The organism is Butyrivibrio sp. NC2007 (assembly GCF_000421405.1).
GTDB lineage: Bacteria > Bacillota > Clostridia > Lachnospirales > Lachnospiraceae > Butyrivibrio.
The window spans coordinates 65924-86011 of sequence record NZ_ATWY01000019.1; the positions used below are offsets into that span (position 1 = coordinate 65924).

At 37.3% G+C, this 20088-nt stretch carries 12 protein-coding genes; all 12 read right to left on the bottom strand.

The genetic code is table 11. The features are described 5' to 3' along the window. Nucleotides 1–87 precede the first annotated feature (87 nt). The 12 genes from G632_RS0114725 to G632_RS0114790 all read right to left on the bottom strand — a co-directional run bounded on the left by G632_RS0114725 (nt 88) and on the right by G632_RS0114790 (nt 19412). Nucleotides 88–3264 carry an AAA domain-containing protein gene (locus G632_RS0114725; RefSeq protein WP_022770164.1) on the bottom strand — a complete coding sequence of 1059 codons (3177 nt, stop codon included), beginning with the start codon at nt 3262–3264 and terminating at the stop codon, nt 88–90. A gap of 15 nt (nt 3265–3279) precedes the next feature. Next, nucleotides 3280–4140, bottom strand: a complete 861-nt coding sequence (locus tag G632_RS0114730; protein ID WP_022770165.1) for a DUF4357 domain-containing protein — start codon at nt 4138–4140, stop codon at nt 3280–3282. A 2-nt stretch (nt 4141–4142) separates the two neighbouring features. Then, nucleotides 4143–5171: a DUF3644 domain-containing protein gene (locus G632_RS0114735; RefSeq protein ID WP_022770166.1), complete on the bottom strand. Its 1029-nt coding sequence runs from the start codon at nt 5169–5171 to the stop codon at nt 4143–4145. 26 nt (nt 5172–5197) lie between these two features. Then, nucleotides 5198–7303, bottom strand: a complete 2106-nt coding sequence (gene brxL / locus G632_RS0114740; protein WP_022770168.1) for a protease Lon-related BREX system protein BrxL — start codon at nt 7301–7303, stop codon at nt 5198–5200. Nucleotides 7304–7316: 13 nt separating this feature from the next. Beyond that, nucleotides 7317–9887 (bottom strand): BREX-1 system phosphatase PglZ type A, encoded by a 2571-nt coding sequence (pglZ, locus tag G632_RS0114745; RefSeq protein WP_022770169.1) that lies wholly within the window; start codon nt 9885–9887, stop codon nt 7317–7319. Nucleotides 9888–9902: 15 nt separating this feature from the next. Beyond that, nucleotides 9903–11600, bottom strand: a complete 1698-nt coding sequence (pglX, locus tag G632_RS22445) for a BREX-1 system adenine-specific DNA-methyltransferase PglX (RefSeq protein ID WP_022770170.1) — start codon at nt 11598–11600, stop codon at nt 9903–9905. Between the two features lie 2 nt (nt 11601–11602). Continuing rightward, the gene (gene pglX, locus G632_RS22450) at nt 11603–13426 is read right to left on the bottom strand and encodes a BREX-1 system adenine-specific DNA-methyltransferase PglX (RefSeq protein WP_022770172.1); all 1824 of its coding nucleotides are present in this window, start codon (nt 13424–13426) and stop codon (nt 11603–11605) included. A gap of 13 nt (nt 13427–13439) precedes the next feature. Next, nucleotides 13440–17048, bottom strand: coding sequence for a BREX system P-loop protein BrxC (brxC, locus tag G632_RS0114760; RefSeq protein WP_022770173.1), 3609 nt, complete (start codon nt 17046–17048; stop codon nt 13440–13442). Then, the gene (locus G632_RS0114765) at nt 17049–17633 is read right to left on the bottom strand and encodes a DUF1788 domain-containing protein (protein WP_022770174.1); all 585 of its coding nucleotides are present in this window, start codon (nt 17631–17633) and stop codon (nt 17049–17051) included. Continuing rightward, nucleotides 17630–18235 (bottom strand): DUF1819 family protein, encoded by a 606-nt coding sequence (locus G632_RS0114770; protein ID WP_022770176.1) that lies wholly within the window; start codon nt 18233–18235, stop codon nt 17630–17632. Before G632_RS0114770 ends, G632_RS0114765 begins: the two co-directional genes overlap by 4 nt. 120 nt (nt 18236–18355) lie before the next feature. Continuing rightward, a complete protein-coding gene (locus G632_RS0114780) occupies nt 18356–18541 on the bottom strand; it encodes a hypothetical protein (protein WP_022770178.1) in 186 nt (61 codons plus the stop codon). 328 nt (nt 18542–18869) lie between these two features. Beyond that, nucleotides 18870–19412, bottom strand: coding sequence for a hypothetical protein (locus G632_RS0114790; protein WP_155828903.1), 543 nt, complete (start codon nt 19410–19412; stop codon nt 18870–18872). Nucleotides 19413–20088 lie beyond the last annotated feature (676 nt).

The window sequence follows — 20088 nt, forward strand, 5'->3', positions numbered from 1 at the left end:
CTAAGCCCCCTGTGATCATTATATCATCTTATAAAATTTATTTTATCAAAATACCGATTTTTAATAAAAATATTATCTTACCAAAAATCATATCTCATCAGGCTTCATGTAGTGTCCATACTCACACTTCACATATATTCCGTACTTATTGACTCCAGCATATATTTCAGCATGATGGATTGGGCATTTTACCTGATAATGATCTATATATTCATTTGTCAATTCAGGCGTTAGAAAAGCTGTTTCTTTACAAGATTTACACTTCAGGTAGCACTTTCCTGCTTTGCTTCTTGTCAACATCATTGGCATTTTACAGCTTGGACATTTCTCACGTTTTTGAACATAAGCTGCAAGACCAGCTGCCTCTTTTCCGGTATCTTCATTCTTTGAAGAAGAACCTTTTAGTTTAGATTCATTACTAGTTGTTCCTGTCTTTTCCTGTAAAGCAGATTTCTCACCCTTAAGCTCTCTAATCTCAAGATCAGCAAATGTTCTAATCAGCTCCAAAGTATGCTCGCCTTTGATCCTGTAAATAGTTTGGCATACAGTGGCAAAGCCAGTATCACCATCTTTAAATCTTCCTCTTGACTTTGGAAGCCCGTACCACATCACACTTTCATCAATCATGATTACAGGGAAAACAGCATTATCAGATGCCCAGGCTATATTCTTCCAATTATCCGGTAAATCCTCATATCCATTTGTCTTACATAGAATTCTGATTCCATTTGCTCTTGCTTCAAGAAGAGCTTTTAGTACCGGATCTGAGAATTCCTCATATAATCTTCCATCTGGTATAGAAACAACAATTCTATCCTTAGCTCGCTTAACGTCATTGATAAATGCATCTATAGCTTCCATTTCATCTTGATAATTCTTTATTTTCTTCGTATCCGGAAGCTGCATAATGTAGTTATGTATCTTTTTCTCGTGAGTAGATGTTACGTTACCATTCTTCTGCAGATACTGAATAAGTCTGTAAAAGATATGACTCGTATTACCAAAACGTTTTTCCCAATACTTAGAGTTGGCAACTACCACCAATTTCCCTCTTGCTCTTGTAACCGCAACATTAATGAGCCTGGTTACTGCATCCATGCTCTTTCCCATCAAGAATCCAACTTTTGTAGATGGGTAACTCTCTACAGCATCGAAGATAATAACATCTCTTTCTGAACCCTGAAACTGATGAACAGTCGAACACTCAATAGCTGTGTCCTCATTTTCCCTATGATCCAAGATCATAGCTCTGATTAATCTGGTCTGAGCGGCGTACGGTGTAATAATACCTATTGATTGTTGGCCATCTGCCTCGCCGTTAAGCGCGCTCAAAAATGAAACAATAGCGCTGACAATATTAAACCGCGAATTATCGCCATTCTTCATAGTGGCACAATATGTACCTAACAGATCAATCAGATTGATAGAGTAATCATAGAATGGTTCTCTGGTTATAATATCTTCCCTATTCTTTTTCACTGAAGGATGGTCAAGCAAGAGGTTATTATACACATTCTTATTTGAAAATTCAGAGATTGTCGGGTACATCCTTCGCTGCTCATTAAGCATCACCAGCCATGGATGCGCATACATTTTCCCCATAGATGATATCCCAAGTAATGTAAAAATATCTTTCTCCAAGGTCTTCTTTGCTTCAGACTGAACTATGGGAGAAAGCTGCCTGAAATCTCCTACCAAGATAAGCTTTTCATCCGCTCTCATAGCTGCGCATAGTATCTGCGGAATATACGCCATACTGACCTCATCAAACATAACTACATCATAGCCAGCATCAGCAAAAAGCTTATCTATCGTAACTTTAGATATAGTAGTCGCTACAAATTGCGCCTTTTCGACGTAGCGCTTTTCAGCATCTCTGATTCTCTTTCTAACTTCTTTAAGTTTATTCTCAACAGCAGCACCTTCCGAAGTATTGTAATTTCCTTCACGCTTAAGCTGCTTCTTCTTATCAGTAAGCTCTTCAAGCTCCTTTTTCAGCTCTGGTCTATGCCTGAGCGCAAAATTGTAAGCAACAGCATAAGGATCTTTTGAAAGCTTTTCATCCCTTACATATCCATACCTGAGTATTTCTCCATCCTTAAGAAGTTTATCAAGTCCATCCAGATTTGCTTGTTTTACTGTTTCCTTTACAACGCCGTCAACAGAAACATTACTATGAGACACCACTAATACGCTCTTGTTTTTCTTTAACGCATCAAGAGCTATCTTTGCCATTGTATATGTTTTTCCTGTTCCAGGAGGTCCCCAAATAAGCGTAATATCTTCACTTATTGCTCTATTTATTGCTGCATCTTGACCTTTGGGTATAGATGAAATAGGATCTGTCGTGGCTAATCCTGGACCTTCATTTATGAGTTTAAGAGCTAATGGATGACAATCAGAAATATGGTCAAGATCATTAGCTATAGCCTCGAGTAACTTCCACGGCTCAACAGAAATAAAAGCCTGATTGATTGTCAGGCCGAAATCCCTATCAACATTGATTATTATCTGGAAACTCTCACAAGATACAACTATACCATTAGCTTCTTTGCCACCAGATTCAAGCTTGATTGGAGCATCATCTGTCAAGAACAGTTCCGCTTCCATCTCAAAGCTATATGTGCTAATACCGCCTTTTCTGCTAATTATCTTGCCATTTGTAACCTTGTATTTTCTTCCGCCTTCTTCTTGAAGAAAGTACTTTTCTCTGAGAATAGCATTCCGGAATTCCTTGATAGTGGGATTTTGAGTACTGTAGTCGGTATAATCTGAATAACTGTCTTGTGATGTAGGTTCTTCTTCAGCATCCTCCTTTTGTATATCTTCTTCAGAATCGCCATAAGCCTTAGCAATTTCTATGCCAAACTTCGTTCGATCACTTAATTCCATTTCCTGAGAAATGACGTCCTCAAGTACAGTTTTGCCATCTTCCTTAACTGAGTACTCAACTATGTATTTAACTCCATCAAAAGTGAGAAAAGCTATCTTGAAGCGGGAATTTCTTACCAGCAACATTCCGCTATCATAAAGCTCCATTCCCAATTCAACTCTTTTCGATGATTGATCTGCCTTTTTACAGATGTCTTCCACACTATATTCATATTCGTGTCCTAAGGTATCTGCCAACTGGATACTATCTGGAACAACCATGCTTGACACCCCAAGCTTTGATAAAATGTCAAAACTCAAGTCAACAGATTTACCATTCTTTACCAGCTTTGGAAGCGATACCTTAAAAGGACATTCACTGAAACTCTTCATTATTCTCTCTCAATATTATTTTCTATATTTATCTATTGGTTCTTCATCAACATCTTTCCAAGTAGTCCACCCATTAGCTGAACACCCCAAAACAAATACAGCAGGACCTGTGGGCGACGAAAAAACAATATCCTCTTGCAATACATTATCTATTACATTCGCAGACTCTCGTTTTACTCTTACTGCATCAAACAGCCCTTTTCCCTCATTAGGGCAGACATCACTTCCTTTTAAAAGGATATACTTTCCATTAGCAACCTGCATCTGACCTTTAGCGGTTTTATTTCCCCAGTTCTTGAGTTTTCTAGACATATGATAAACACCATCTGGAACTATGATATCCGATTGCAAATCGTCGATTCCATCATCAGGATCAGATTTATCTTGCATGAACGTAATAAGATCTAACCCTAACACATCAAGCATAAGATAGGCTTTCTGCAAATAAACGTCGCAATCTTCTTCATCATTTCTATTAGCAGTTCCGCCAGTTGTCTGAGTGGTTTTATTCTCATAATGATTAATACTGTTTACTCGCTTATTAACCTGGTCTTCAATATACTGAATCGTCCCATCATTAAAAAATGTTCGTTCTTCAAACTGAGTGAGGATATAGCAATAATCCCAATGGCTATATAAGTCTTCATGTGAGGTTGGTCTGTTTTTCAAGCCGTTCTTAGACTTCCCCACATATACTACATCCCTTCCATTCTCATTTTCTCCGAAAAGAATATAAACTATGAACTTGTTCTTCACTTTCAGAATTGAATCAGCCCCTCCAATAAGATCCTGATACGGGATTCTATATACAAGAATTGAACTATTGGCTTCAGAAACCTCTACGCTTCTTCCAAGCTGCTTTATTATATATTTCATTCTCACGCCTCTGTATGCTCTTCATCAAATTTGATATATAGTTTCTTAATTTCCTCTAATGCCAAATCCGTGTAAAAAGTTTTAGTTGGAGCTTTCACATTATCTTTATCCAGACTTCTTTTGTAAGCACAGTTAATATCCTCTTCAACCTGTCTTTTAACCTTATAAAATACCTTTGACTGCTTAAAACCTGGAATATTATTTCGACACCAATCAATTAATTCCTGATAAGAATACTTCCATATCTTACGGAATTCATCATCTGTCATGTTATATACCTTTGCATTAGGATCATCGCTAAACCTGGCATGAGTCACCTTGCCAAAAGTCACATCTGCTTCTTCAATTGAAGTAATTGCAGCTAACAAATCACTATTCTTTGCTTTTTTTACACTTTCTAAATAAATATCAAATCCTAATACTATAGAGTCTTCTATTCCAGCATCATTCAAGTCCCGGATAGTTTTCACTATTCCTTTAATAAACTCCTGGCTTTCTGGTGTACTCGCATATTTTGCATAATTACCTGACAAAAAATCCTCTGGCAAAAAAGGCAGTTTGAACCCCAACGGCAAAATAAACAATCCTTCATCCGACATAATATCTTTAGAAAAATGAGCCTTCATAAATTCAACGTAATTTAATGCTGATCTGGCAACCAGCATAAAGATATATGGCTCAAGCTCATCACAGTAAAAATGAGTGATTCCATTCCTGTATATTTCAATTTCCTCAATATTTCGTCTTACTGCCTCAAAGCTGTTCGACTTCTTACCATTCAAATCCTCGGCAACATACACTAAAGCCTTATCTATAGTGATAGTGTGTCCATCATTTGCATATATGCTTTTATCCTTTATCCATTTCTTAATATATGCCTTAAGAGCCAATTCCCATGCGTTAAGTATTAGCAAGGTAACCGTTTCATATCTATAGGATATATTTGGCTTATTATGTATTTCTATAGCTGCAAAATAAGCTGATATCGAATTTTTTACCAAGTTACTTTGGACCATTTTATGCTTTGCCATGCCTGAACGCCTCGCCCAAAATCAAATTATTCTATTCCTAATGCCTTAAACACTGCATCTTCCGGCGAATTATAAAAAATAATCTGGAATGTTACAAACAAATCATCCGGTACATCAACAATCTGTTTTTTCGCGTTTGAAGGAAGCAGAATCTTATTTGCTCCGGCATCATGCGCAACCTGTAAAACATTCGCAAGCTCTTCAATTGGATTGATTGTTCCGCCAATGCTAATGCCTCCAAGAATTGCGAGTTGTGTAAGCACCGGTTTCTTTAGTGCCGCTGATGTCATTGCAATAAGGGTTGATAATGAAAGGTCCTCTGCAGCACCCTGCCCCTGAAGATCTCTTATATCCATCATAAAATCTGTATTATCCATGTTGATCATGGAGCTTATATGCTGCGCATTAGCCTTGAAATAGTTTACCGCATTGGAAATACTATCTGTTGTGGATTTTGCAACTGTACCAACCTTATTAAACTTACCATTTCCAGAAATTGCCTCTATCTCAAGCCTATACACACCGAACATGCTACTTGCAGCTCGTACCACGGTATGAACAGTTCCCGGCTTTGGGGTACCTTCAGGAATCAACTTGTCACTGCCTTGCTCAGGAACTCCAACATAACGTTCTTCAAATGTCTCATTATCCAGATATGAGAAATTAACAGCATAGAACTCCATGCCACCAATCCTCTTAAGCTGTTCCTTTACTCTTCTTCGTCCTTCAAGAGCATACTTAAGGATTTCTTCGATTTCTTCTTTGGTACACTCTCCATTTGGATATATGATTTTGATAAGACCAGAAACGGTCTTTCTCACAGCCATAACATCACGCTGATTTAAAGTACTTCCAAGCTTGAAATACTTATCGATAAGATCTCCATAGGCATATTTTCTCATGCATCTGAAAAACTCAGACACGTAATCTGTTATGAATCCATAATTATCCGTAAAATGTTTCGGAGCAAATTTTGGCACTTCCCATCCCGGCAGGTAATAATGCATTCTATCAAAGAAGGCTGTATCATTTGCCATAAGATCCGGGAATGGCTGGAATAAGTGCGATGTCTTAAGCAAAACATCAACGGAATAATTGATGTTTCCCACAAATACCATTGATGCAGATGCTGCAATTTCATCCTTTCCTCTAACAAAAGATCCAGAATTCATATAATCCTTCATAATCTGAATTCCGTCTTTATCCTTAAAGTTGATGCCTGCAACCTCATCGAAAGCTACAACATCCCAGTTACCAACAAGACCAACCTGTCTTCTTCCCATATTGTAAAAAAGGTTAGCAACTGTTGTCTGTCCACCTGAGACAAGAATACTATTGGGAGAAATCTCCTTGTACACGTGAGATTTACCGGTAGAACGTGGTCCTAGCTCGCATAAATTATAGTTATTCTCAACAAGCGGAACCAATCGTTCCAAAAGATGCCACTTTTCGCGTTCCTGAAGCTGTGTTGGCTCCATACCTATTGATCGCAGTATTAAGTCTATCCATTCTTCCTTGGAAAAATGTCTTCTTCCTTCGAAAATCTCCTCTAGGTCAAGATTAGGCATCTGAATAGGTGTAAGCTCATTTACTATAACGATGCCAAAGCTGTCTTCATCTTCTGATTCATATTTCTTTTTATTTTTTCCGCTCAGCAGTGACTTGATAGCTCTGCCCAGAGATTCATCTTCACAATCCAATAGGTTGCCATAACTAAGCTCTACTATGCACCATATTCCTCCAGCCAAGAGCTTTTCATTATTCTTCACATATTCAGAGCTAATTGGGATATTACCCATACCGAGATTCATAAGGTCTGCAAAACAGATACCATTAATAACATCTACAGTTACCTGAACCCTATCAATTACTGTAAATGAACCATTCTCAGTTATCTTGAATTTTATTTTCTCAGCCTCGTCAGGGCGAACATAGTTATCTGCAAGTATTTTCTTAACTCGTTCAACACCTTGCTCTATACTATCTTCATCATCTGTTGCGCAATACATTCCCAGCAAGTATTCCAGAACATATATAGGTACATTCAGACTACCCTTTATTTTTTTTGAAAGATCTTTTCTTACTATTCTTCCGATGAAATTATCCACCGCAAGTCTATCCAGATCATCCATACTGGCCTCCTAATTAAAAGTTAAATTTATTGCTAAAGAGAATATCTATTACGAACGGAATACGTTCCTCTTCAGCATATTCATCATCGTAGTTTTTAATTACAAGATAATATTTCTCATCCGCACTGTATTTCTTATTCTTGAATGTAAACTTCTCCTTATACGTGCGATCAGTCATTTCCTTGCTCTTACTATCACAATTTATAACAATAGAATTTGTGATTTGGTCATTATTTGAATCAACAAAATATGCCTCGTAATTGCACGGAATAGTCTTATCATCAACTTCCTCATTCTGGAAAAACTCCAAGAAAGTAATAAGTGATGTAATCTTTCTTGATATGGAAATAAGCTTTACAGTAGCCTGATTAGCCCGGTTCTTCTCCCTGTCCTTCTTCTTATTTTCAATTTGGATAATCGGGATAACAACTTCCTGCAGTGCATCTCCTCCATGCATGTACTTCTTACTCTCACCTTGTTTAGGGAAAATATTGGTTCCATAAGGGACTTCCACTATAAGGTCAGGTTGACTTGGATCCTGGGATTGAATGAGATAATCCATAGGAATCTTCCTAGTCAAGCTGTTTCCACTGTTGCCATGCGCCAAGAAAAACCTGCGTTTTGAAAGGATAGCCTCCGCAAACTTGTTCGGTGTCTTATCCATCTGACGCATATCTTCGCGCCGGTATAAAAAGCCATGGTCCGAAGTTATAAACACATTATAAATGGATAGATTCTGCAGTTTCTGGAATATCTTTTCAATATCATCAAAGCACTTCTCTGCAGCATTAAACACATCCGTTTCAGTCGGTACATTATCGCCAACAGCATCGATTCTGTCATGGTAGATGTAGATTACCTTATCAGCCCCCTTAACCTCTTCTTTTATCTTTTGATAATTGCTAGAGTCAAGGAACTCTTTTCCGCTATATACTTTTCCAGGACGATAGCTATTTAAGTGCTTCTCTCTTGATTCATATGAAACAATACTCTGGTTATCCAATAGGACAGCTCCATCGTCTCGGTAATCTATACTATTATGTGGAAGTAATGCCACACTACCAAGTGCTGTATAACTAGGCATTGTACTAAGAGCCGGAGTAATGGTTGTCTTAGAAGGGAACTTATGGCTTATTCTTCGAGCAAGTTCATCACCACATTCATAACGTAATGCATCAGAAACTATAACAGCCACACGCTCTTTTATCTTGCCAATGTGGTTATCATAAAAATCCCATTGCTTCTCTTCCGCATCCTCTCCCCACTTATGATCTTCGTTAATGTTGCTCCATCGATTAGCCAGTTCTTCTAAATACCAATTGGTATAGTAGTTATCAATAAGTTTGTAAACACCTATCATAGATTCCAAAGTAGATAAATCATAATGGAATACAAACTCTCTGTAGTACTGGTCAAACTTGTAGTAAGAATTAACATAATTATTAAACATTACTTTTGGATCAATTTCATTGAAACCATTATTCACTTCATGCATTTTTGAAAGGAATCTGCATGCATAATGAATTGTCATATAATCATGGCTTAGCCCGTCATTCCAATATGATTTCCTACGTTGCTTAACAATTCGCATGTATCGCTCATATTCTTCTCCTTTTTCGAGCAGGAGTTTCTGAAGCCTATTTATAGTGACAATGTCAAAATCAATAAAAGTGTCTACATCCTCATAAGAGTCCATATCCCAACCAGAGATATAATTAGTTACATCTAACTTTTCAGATATAGTCTTTGCGATTTTCTTGTAATCATCTGCCTTGTCGCTCTTCATGAAACGATCAATAAAAATATACGCATTGTTTTTTATCGAAGCATTCATGTTCTCTGGAAGGTTTCTTGCCCAATTATCCGGAATAGTACCCTTAAGATAAAGACTCATATGCAAAAGAAGCATATTTGTCATCATCTTCTCAATATCTGCCAAAGCATCAACAAGCCCAAATTTCAGTTGGATATACTCATTAAGTGTGTCTACATCACAGTATTTTTTTACGTTTTCTAGCAGATTGCCACCGGCATAATAATCCGAAATCAGCTTAATAAGCGCATAATCAAAATCAAAATTGCATTTTAAAACAGCACACAATACACCAATATGAAAGCTCTGCTCTGTCCACTCTGTGATACCTAATTTCTTTAAGTCAGCAATACGCTTTTGATTTCCGAAGAAATTTTCATAATTCTTTACAATCTCAAACAAAGCAGCATTCCTTATCCCCAACTCACGCATGTATATAGTCGCAACATCCGCTTCAAATTCCTGAGAATACAGATACATGTCCAATAGATAGTTATCAGCTGGCGCCGGCTTGAAAGCAGGAACATAAATCAAAAAATTCTTGTCCGGATTTTCTACTTCTATTTTATATTTAAGGTTGAAAGAATTCTTCCCTGAGAAAATTACTATTTCTGCATCATTCAGCTGTTCTTGAAGTACTGGAAGACGTTCTTCAAACTTTCCATCACCGTTATACCAAAAAACAATATTTCTCCTTTGACCAGCCCTTGGCTTTTTTGCGAACATAATATTTAATTCTTTTGCCACATCCTCAAAATTCACTTCGCTCATTTGTTAGCATATCTCCTAAAGCTTTATCACTGTAAGTATGTTCTTGGTATTATCACCATCAATAGAAAGGAATTTTCCATAGTTGTTCTTAACACCATCATCTGAATCAAAAACATATTTTCCTATACTACTAGAAGCATGATTAAGTAGTTCATCATAAGCTACACATTCAACTATTTTTTTATCCAGAAGAGTTATATCACGTTTTACAGAATTTCTCGCAGCCGTTGTTGTTGCAGCTTCTAGTTTTCCTTTTTGTCTTTGCACCTCTTCTTCATATTTATAGCGCAATTCCTGAATATACTCTGTTCTGACTATAGGCAAAGTATTTTCATCGTATCTATGCATATAAAGTATTGCTCTAAATCCTCCCACTTTTCCGCTATCACATTGCCAATAAATAGGCCTATGCTGATACATTTGGTAATGATCCTCAAAAAAGCTTTTAAACAAGTATTCTCTAATTACTTTTTTGGGTGAATCGAAGGAATCAGGCTTAAGAGCTGCAGCAATAAACTTTAGATTATCACTGAAATTATCTTTTCCATAAACAACTTCAATAAAATCTATAACCCTAGTGCATAAATCCTCTTGAAAGAATTGCTCTTCCGTGATAGGAAGAACACCAAATTCACATGGCATGAATTCGCTCGAGTATTTTGATTCGTCCCATGTCCCACCGGCAAATACTAATCCTTCTTCTTTTAAACTATAGCGCCCCATTATACAGCCTACGGCATAAGATATTAGTGATTTTACATCCGCCGTAAGATTTGCAGTTCGAAGAGTTATTTTTGAATCATCGACTTCTTTGGAAATGCTTTCTCCCATATTGTAGGTACGAATAAAATAATCGTTAAAAAACTCTTCTTTCTCCTTTAGTTTAATAATCCTATCCCGTGCCACCTGTTCCCATTCTTCATACACGGAACTTATTTTCGCATTGTATTTAATCAAGGGGTGCTTTACAAAATCCCAAGATGTCTCATAAGAATCCCATTCCTCTTTAGCAATTGCTACACATTCATTTACCTTTTGCTTATCAAATTCGCCATCAGTAAGTACTGGAATCTGAAGTATTGCACCACAAGTATAATGCAAAGGTGATGTCATAAAATCGCAGTACTCCTGCGCGATTTTGGAGTTAAAAAAAGCCAACAACAACTCCTCATTTTCATCCGAAAATAAGCATGGCGCACAAGTATCAAAAGCACAATTTGATGGCATCTTCCTCATGCTAATAGGTCCAGATTTTACATCTGACCATGTTATTCCATCTTTAAAGTAATACTCTGTGTTTCTCGGGAATGCTCCATCATAGCTTCTTACTTTCTTTCCATCATTTTCCCAATCAACTACATATTCATTATTTCCATACCACCGTCTGACTGTTCCGCCCTTGTTATATGGGTACCAACGAACTGTTTTATTTCCATCAAAGGAAATGTGAGAAGGCTGTACTTCGAACCAAAGCCTTAAAAACAAATCGTTATTACCTGTTTGAAGGCCAACCTTTCCATCCGCAATATCTTCGACATTTTTACTATCTTCAAATGATTCTATCAAGTGTCTATTGACCCAATACGAATATATTTTCCCGGGCAAATACTTAAAGATGCTATCGTCTTGAATATATCTATTCTTCTCATTAAAAAACTCATCTCTTTTGACATTTGGATTATTATAATCATCAAGTTTTATATATGTACCCATAATTACTTACACCTCATTACCCACGCAGTTGTTTGCACCACTTCGCCACTTATATCTTCAAACGCTCTTGGTCCCAGATGTACCATACTTACTACTCTCATTTTATTCATCATTTTTTCACGAAGTTTTTTATAGGTTGTTGAAGTCATCCATGCCTGCATAGTAATCATACTAGATAGCCCTTTTTTACTAGAAAATTCAAAGCATCTCTCAATAAACATAGTGCACATGTCTTTTTTACTGTCAGGATAAAACGTTTCTGCATACTGCTTAACTTCGTCACCACATTCAGTTGGTGATATATATGGAGGATTGGTCACCATACAGTCGTATTTATCACTCATAACTCTTGCCTGCTTTACAAGCGTACACATCAATAAATAGTTTCTTCGGAATATTGCAGATTCAAATAAATCATCAAAGTCTACCTTTTCATCCATTCCCTCAATCTTTTCAATCAATTTCTCATACTCTTTTGGGGCGTAACTAAAACTATTAATAAGCGAACCATAGTATTCAGCATTTTTAAACCTAAATACACATTCTTTTAATACATCAGCTTCGCTATTAGATAACATCAATAGCCTTGACATTACCCCCAAATCATTATCTGTAATAGTATTGCTTTCTCGTATATCTATTACATTAGGGAAATGATAACCATCCTGGAACAATTTATTGTTGTAACTTCTTGCTTTCATAGTCAGTGCAAAACTCGTCAACTGAATTGCTCGTTTATCAACATCAAGCCCAAACAAATTATTCTCCAGAATGATACTTGGTATCATATCTGCGGTATATCCTTCTTCCAAATACATACGATAAAAAATGTCAAATGCATATACAAGAATGTGCCCACTACCGCAACAAGGATCTATAAACTTGATATCTCTAATACTAGTTGTTTGGTATTCTTTTTTTATTTCTTCATGAATTTTGATTACCTCTTCATCATTTGGTTCCGGATCAAGATAGTATTTTAAAGACTCCCTTAATCTGCTCTCTCCATGCGATGAAATCCACACCTTTCCCAGTGTGTTTTCTACCATGTAACGTACTATCCAATCTGGCGTAAATAACTGCGTAGCCGCAGGCAAAGTACTCTTAGTTATCTTTGCCTTGCTCCTAAAGACATCGTCTTTTTTCTCAGCAATATAAAACTGATACATCCATCCGAATATCTCGACTTGCCCATTACCCTCAGCAGATATATCAAAATCCTCAGCATTAAGGTCATTAGTCAAATGTTCGACAAAGCCGTCTGGAAACAGTAATGTTTCTGGCAACAACAAATCTGTGTAATCCGATACTTTTTCAAAAACATCAGGCATCCATTTACTAAGCTCTAAACACTGTTTCATTAGGATATACCTGAATAGCCCTGCATTATCCTCATTATCCTGATATTTAAAAACAGTATCCTTATCAACATACTTTAGCTCGGTTGCTCTTGCCACAGCATCAGGGAACTTCCTATCTACATCAATTGATCCAATAACATAAATATTACTTCCATCAATGCCATTTTCCAGATACCCATTGACTTCCATAAACCTAATGGCAAGAATTCTATTAAACCATGTATACGCAATCTCCTCGATAGCGTTTTCCCAACCAACTTCTTTAACATATTCTACAAAATGCTCTCTTGCAGACGGTGCAAAATCAAATGTTACACCATTCACCATAAAACTATCATTATTCTGCGCCTGAATAGGAACCACATTATCCTTTGTAATGCCTAAGAACTGTGCTCGGTCACAGATATTAGAGATCAAATATCTACGTGCCCAAGCCGAAAAGCTTCTTAACGCTGTTTTATTCATATTAGTTCACCTATCATTTCAAATTTATTATTGTTTCATCATCAAGCATATCCATAAGTTGCTTACGAATATTCTCAATAACAGCATCCACATCATCTTTGCTCTCAAGCTTACGCTGAGTTCCAATAAGATTGCCGACAGCAACACTCTTTACTTTTTTTGCTGGAACAACTGCCGGCTTAGAGTTAGGCTTATCTCCGCCATCATCCTTTTTAGCCGTCTCGATTTTTTCGTTATACTTCTTTGCGGCCTGATCCAAATAGTTATCTCTAATACGAGCAGATTCCTCACGAACGCCTATTATTGTTGAAACAAACTGACATGTTTCAACTTTTTCAGTCAGATTATCAAATGCCTGATCAATATCAGCTGGAAGCTCAATCTCATATGTTTCAAATGATGTTTTTGCGGTCTTTCGATCATCATTTATTTGCGCAATTACTGGTTCAGCTTCTCTATTGAGCACCTCGCCCAGCGCAGACATAAATTTCTTGTTATCCTCACTAAGCTTATATATATCTCTATAAGGCTCTTCCATGTTGATGATTGAGAGCATCTCCATCATCAATGACTTTGCGGCAGTCTCTTCGAGGTATGATTTATTATTTTCATAAAGATTTACATACTCGCATGACTTCTCAAATATTGACAGCTGATTTTTAAAGAAATCCGAAATAGTTCCTATTTCTTCTTTATAGTTCTTGAACTGCTCTGCCTCAGATACAAATGTCTCAAACAGCACTTTAGGTTCGTATATTTTCTTGATTCCCTTAAATGCCGTTAACCATCCCTGTACCTTTTTGTATCCTGGATACATCATCAATATCTTTCGTGCACTGTCAGCATCCTGCTTGAATGTATATCCAAATGACTGGTATTTGCCATCCTTAGGATACTTATCATTAATATCTTCAATAGTATCCATCGCATTATCAATCGCTTTGTTGATCTCTTCTGCGAGCTTAGTATCAGTCGTATATTCAACGCTTCTAGAGAATGCGCTCTTAAGCACGTCCTTAACTGACTCTATGAGCTCATCACTAGTTTTCTCTTTTATCTTTATCTTGAGAGACTCTTTGTAATCTCTCTTGGTAAAGTAATTTATGAGCTGAGGATCTGATAAAGCTACGTTTTTATTTGAGAGCTGAAGCACTATTTCTTCTGCAGCAAACAATTCTGCAACTATGCCAGCAATATCAAGTTCAGTCCATCCATATGGAATCTTTTGGAACTGCTCAATAATGCTTCTCATAGTAACAGGCATCTTCTGCTCATTTTTTCTTTCCAGATACTTTACAACTTCTTCTATTGCGAGCTTGTTAGTTGTCGAATCATCAATGCTCATCTGACGGTTGCTGGTATCCAGTCTGATTGCCAGATCTGATGCCTTTTGAACAGGGTTCTTTATATAAGTAAGCTTGGTATAAACACTATCAATAAGAACGCTAAATGCTTCATTGACCTTATCCTTAGCCTTATCACTCTTCAGACCATTAAGATGTCCTGTCTTGGTATAAAAGTCCGCATCCTTTATTGCATCACTAATCATTTCAGCAACACGCTCACTCTTGCGACTAAACTCATCAGCCTTAAGTGATATGATTTTGCTCATTGAATCAGTCTTTGCTTTCCCAGACTTAACACGTATGAATTTTTCAAGCTTAAGCATTCTCTCAATTTCTTCAGCCATAAGCTTGTTATCTGCCATAGTTACTATTAAGCAGTTCTGGGTCTGTGCCATCATATGCATCTGCTGCTCAGAAAGCTTTTCTACAAAAGGAGTAAACAGATACATTGTCAGCTCACTTGTCTGCTGGCCTCTCGGGTTATTATCAATTATTTGATTATAAGAAGGCATAAAGTTCGCATTATACCTAATCTTTGTATCACAAATTCCGGTAAACACCTGCTTGCCGATATAATCAATAATCTCGCTAGGATCAAGATCCATTCTCTCAATTTCAATGTTGACCTGCTGCTCATCATTTGTAAGGAAGATATACTTATCATCATCTCTCTGTACAAGGTTCTCATCCATCAGGCGATACAATGATTTTTCTATCTTTCCACGCAAAGCAATCTTATCTTCCTCAACATGAGAAACCATAAGAGATGTAAGATTATCTATATTTGTAGGCATATCATTATCCATGTCTTTAAGCATGAATAACAGCTTCAGCACATCAAGATCAAGCGGTTTTTCCAGTGTTTCCTTTTTTGAAGCCCTTTCCATAACAACACGAATATCCTGCTCAAGGAAAGATTCCATTGTGTTATAAAACTGGCTAAACGGAACAAATCTGTCAAGTTCGTCTCCGCTATATTCCATAGCTGCATCCTGAAACGCAGACAGTAATGAACGCTCACCACTTGACATGCTCTTTCCACTTGAACCTCTATTTCTTACAGAGTCATAGGAAGACTGCAGCAAATCAAACTGATATGGGAAAAAGGGATATATGTCAATAAAGTCCTCTTCACTCTTAAATTTAGGATATGTCGGTGCCCCTCCACCAAAGGAAACTTTTCCTTTTATTACTCCGCCTTTATCTTTATAAAGTGCTCTAAGCTTGTCTGTACCAGCTTCATTTTTAAGGAGTATTCTCTTCTTAATAACCTCATCTACATTAATTGATGACATAGATAATCTAACAGGGAATCTTCCAGTAACCTTAGAGAAGTCGTTTGCCTTAACATTCTTTGCAACAGTATCAATGGCCTGCTGGCTTGTTACTACTACCCATGCATGTCCATTACATTCTGTTCCAAGACACTGAACAATTGACTGCAGATTAAGAATCAGTTCACTGCTGTTTCCAATATACTGACCAACCTCATCAACCATGAATACAACATTATTATTCTTGCCCTGCGCCTCTATATACTCTCTAACTCTAATGGCAAAATCTTCAACTGTCAGAGAATATTGATCAGCCTTGTTCTGATATAGATTTCTTGCTGACTCTTCGGACATTCCAAGTACAGCTTTTGCTGTCTCAACAAAATTGTCCTCACCAAAGAAATCATCATTTCGGCCTTCTTCCCATGGAGTACCAGATATCTCCTCATATTTCTCTTTAAACTGCTCATAGTTTCCTTTTGCAACCATCTGACGTTCAAGATCTGCAAGCCAAGGCATGCTCTCAGAGAAGCCTTGCATTTCATTGAACTTTCTATTAAACACTTTAACAAGCATCTCCTGACTGTTTCTTGCATCAGCATCAGACGCCTGATCAATATCAAAAAGAATAACCTTAGTCTTGATATCTGTTGCAGCCTTCATATCCGCAAGAGTGAAATTGTCATCTATCTTACTTTCAAAATACTCAATGGGACGTTTTCCACCAATAACATCGTTCTGCAAAATATATGCCAACATCTTCATAAAGTGTGATTTACCACTTCCAAAGAATCCTGAAATCCAAACGCCAACGTCACCTCTGCCAGTATTAGAAGTTGTAATGTAATACTTAAAAAATTCCTTCAGATGTTTTCCAACCTGCTGTGTAACAACAAACTCTTCCAACTCTTCCTGTCTTGACTTATCAGTTTCACCACCAATCTCTACAACAGGATCAATGTGTCTATCAATCTTATTTTCAAAAATATCTTTTATAATCATTTAGTTATCTCCTTCCAAAATCAGCTTAAATGCTTGGTAATAATCTCTATCTATCTCACCAAATAATGAGAATTCATTATTGATATATGTTCCGGGATACATAACAATCAGTGGATTACGTTTTATCAATGGCCTTAGATTGCTCAGCACTTTATGCGTCCTCACTATAGGATATACATTTCCTACACCGGTCAAAAAAATCACATCTTCTGGTTCTATTCCATCCCGGATTTTATCGATATACATGTTGATCTCTTTTTTTAACCCAAGTGTATTTTTTATTCCCTCAAATAGCTTGTCCGTTCCTTTACTCTCTTCAGCTTTTAATGCTTTTTCTAAATACCCTTTCTCTTGAAGACACTCAAGAAGCAGCTTATACAGATCAATAACTTTAATATGTATGCCACAATTCTCTTTATTTATCTTGTCCTGAAGATTGAGAACATGTTCTCTTGCCATGCCCTCGTCCCTCGGATCATAGTCCAAAATATAGAATGGAATAATGTGCCCGCCTCGCACCTTTTCCAAAAATTCCTTGTCTTTTATTCTTGGCTCTATCAAATTTAATTTTTCAGCTGTTGTCATACTCTTATCCCCATAGCACGTAAATATATGTCACCATCAACAGTTTGAAGATTGGACACTAAGTCCATATCCAACACAGGTACAAGAATCATATAGAAACTTCCCATATCTCTCATCATTCCAGCTTCAACTAATATGTTTCTGATTGCACCTTTGACTTTATCTTTATTGTCATCTTTCCATTTGGCGATCATCTCAACCTGCTGCGCTTTAACATCCATGAACTGATTTATATCCGCATCTGTAATCCGGTTTATCATGAGCTCACTTTTTTCTCTGTACACCTCATTCATAAATTCATACACAAGTGGATTTGTCTTCATGATTGCATATACAGAAATAATATTTGCCAAAAAAATTGTGCCTTCTGCAATTCTGTTTAAAGTGAAATCATCAAGATATTTCATTCTCGTAACAATGCAGTCAGCCAATTCTTTGCGCCTTCGCTCAGTGTTCACTTGAAAAACATTATTATCTATCGACTCTTCGACAATAGCATCGTACGAAAGTCCCTGGGCATGCAGTTCGGCAGCTGTCTTCAGTTCCCGGCTCAGCAACCCTTTGTCCTTTATGTTCGAAGAATATTTTAATTTTCTTGGCATTATCCACCTCCATAAAAGTCCACATCCATTTTATCATTTGGATAATGCACGGACAACGAAATTTGAAATTTGACCGGGAATTGTCCGGGAATGACCGGGAACGATTTTAGCCTGACTATCTCACATGTCATCAAGCTCGTCCTCAAATTCAAGCCAACCGAGCAATCTATCTTCTTCTCTTTCCCTGCGAAGTTCATCCTGGTGCCGCTCAAACTCTCTACGCTCTTTTTTGCTCATATTACTTGTAAGTTCCTTGTACTGCTTATCTGTTAATCTGACATCCTTATCTCTTTTTCCAAAGAACATAATCTCGTCCTCACTTTCTTCGATCAATTTTATCCAATAGTTTCAGCTTCGTTTCCTGGCTGCTAATCTTATCGAGCAGCTGCTGGATCAATTCTTGTAATAGTACTGTTATCGTGAGCAAAATTGCCAATACTGTGGCCATAACTTTTAATATTATTCTTTTTATTTTTATCCGGTATTTTTCCTTATTCTTTAGATAATACCTTACAGCAACAATGATTATTGCCAATAGCAGTTCAAACATGAATAGCATTTGACCACCACCTTCCTAAAAGGGCACAAGACGGGAAATGATATATGATCATCCCCCGCCCCAACAATAAATCTATTAATCTATATCCCCATACCATCCAGGAAGCGTATAGCCATCCTCTCCTTCTGGAAGTCCTATAACGTGAAGCTCATCTGCTGAGTACACCCAGCCTTTTCCGGATCCTGAATAACCGGATGAATAAGTGCCATCTACATCCCCATAGTAGCCTGGCTTGGTATATCCGTTAGAACCTTCAGGTAATCCAATAACATGTAACTCGTCAGCCGAGTAGACCCAGCCTTTACCTGAAGTGGTTGCACCGGAACTTCCTCCTGCATAGCTACCTGAACCGCTACCGCTTGTAGATTTATGATTGGGCACTCTTCCCTCGCCATACTTACCGGCAGCTTTGATTACCTCCGGGGTGAGATTTCCATCCGCCTCAAGTTCATCTAACCATTTCTCTGTAAACTCTTTTTCCTGCTGCTCTCTCTTGGCCTTCATCTTTTCGTAATGAGCCTGGAGATCAAAACCGGATGCATTGACTGTTATACTGGAGAATCCGACCATCAATCCGACTGCTGCTATTGTTGTAAGAACTATAACCATCTTTTTCATAAAACCACCTATACCTTTCATGTAAACTGGATGCTCCCCAACAAACTTTTTCAATCAAGCTCTCCGTCTCTCCTGCAGAAATCATAGAACTCACAGGTCACGCAGAAGTGTTTGCAGAACTTGTTATTCCTATGCATACATTTCTTTATCCAGTAAATCAGTCGCCCCATATATGCCTCCTCATAAAATGATTGCAAGCAAAACTCCAAAAGTAATTTATCTGTATTGGTCTCCTTTATGGTTAGCTTTATGGTTACAGTATGAACTTTTTGGAGTCCCATAAAAATGCCAACTAGATGATGCGGCAACCAAGGAGTTACTATTCACAGCCTATCTGCATTCCGGACTCATTTTTTCACCACAAGGAAAATACATAACCATTAATTCACCACAGCATCAAATGCCAAAAACCTAGATTTTTCCTATGCTTTTTGGCATTTTTCTATTGTGTTAAATATCGTCATGTGTTATACTATATACATGACGATATAGGAGGTGAAATCATGTCTATAATTCATCAAAAAGATAAAAGATCCGGAATCACGTATGTCTATGAATGCAAATCTTTTTGGGACAAAGAAAAGAAACAATCCCGGTCAAAGAGAACTCTTATAGGCAGGCTAAACGAAGAAACAGGGGAAATTATTCCAACCGACGGTCGCGGAAAAAAACGAAG

Coding starts and splice junctions, on each gene's coding strand:
- brxL (WP_022770168.1), bottom strand. CDS start 7,303: ATGGATGATCTGGATAGACTTGCGGTGGATAATTTCATCGGAAGAATA.
- G632_RS0114730 (WP_022770165.1), bottom strand. CDS start 4,140: ATGAAATATATAATAAAGCAGCTTGGAAGAAGCGTAGAGGTTTCTGAA.
- G632_RS0114780 (WP_022770178.1), bottom strand. CDS start 18,541: ATGTTCTTTGGAAAAAGAGATAAGGATGTCAGATTAACAGATAAGCAG.
- G632_RS0114790 (WP_155828903.1), bottom strand. CDS start 19,412: ATGAAAAAGATGGTTATAGTTCTTACAACAATAGCAGCAGTCGGATTG.
- pglZ (WP_022770169.1), bottom strand. CDS start 9,887: ATGAGCGAAGTGAATTTTGAGGATGTGGCAAAAGAATTAAATATTATG.
- G632_RS0114770 (WP_022770176.1), bottom strand. CDS start 18,235: ATGCCAAGAAAATTAAAATATTCTTCGAACATAAAGGACAAAGGGTTG.
- brxC (WP_022770173.1), bottom strand. CDS start 17,048: ATGATTATAAAAGATATTTTTGAAAATAAGATTGATAGACACATTGAT.
- G632_RS0114735 (WP_022770166.1), bottom strand. CDS start 5,171: ATGGCAAAGCATAAAATGGTCCAAAGTAACTTGGTAAAAAATTCGATA.
- pglX (WP_022770170.1), bottom strand. CDS start 11,600: ATGGGTACATATATAAAACTTGATGATTATAATAATCCAAATGTCAAA.
- G632_RS0114725 (WP_022770164.1), bottom strand. CDS start 3,264: ATGAAGAGTTTCAGTGAATGTCCTTTTAAGGTATCGCTTCCAAAGCTG.
- G632_RS0114765 (WP_022770174.1), bottom strand. CDS start 17,633: ATGACAACAGCTGAAAAATTAAATTTGATAGAGCCAAGAATAAAAGAC.
- pglX (WP_022770172.1), bottom strand. CDS start 13,426: ATGAATAAAACAGCGTTAAGAAGCTTTTCGGCTTGGGCACGTAGATAT.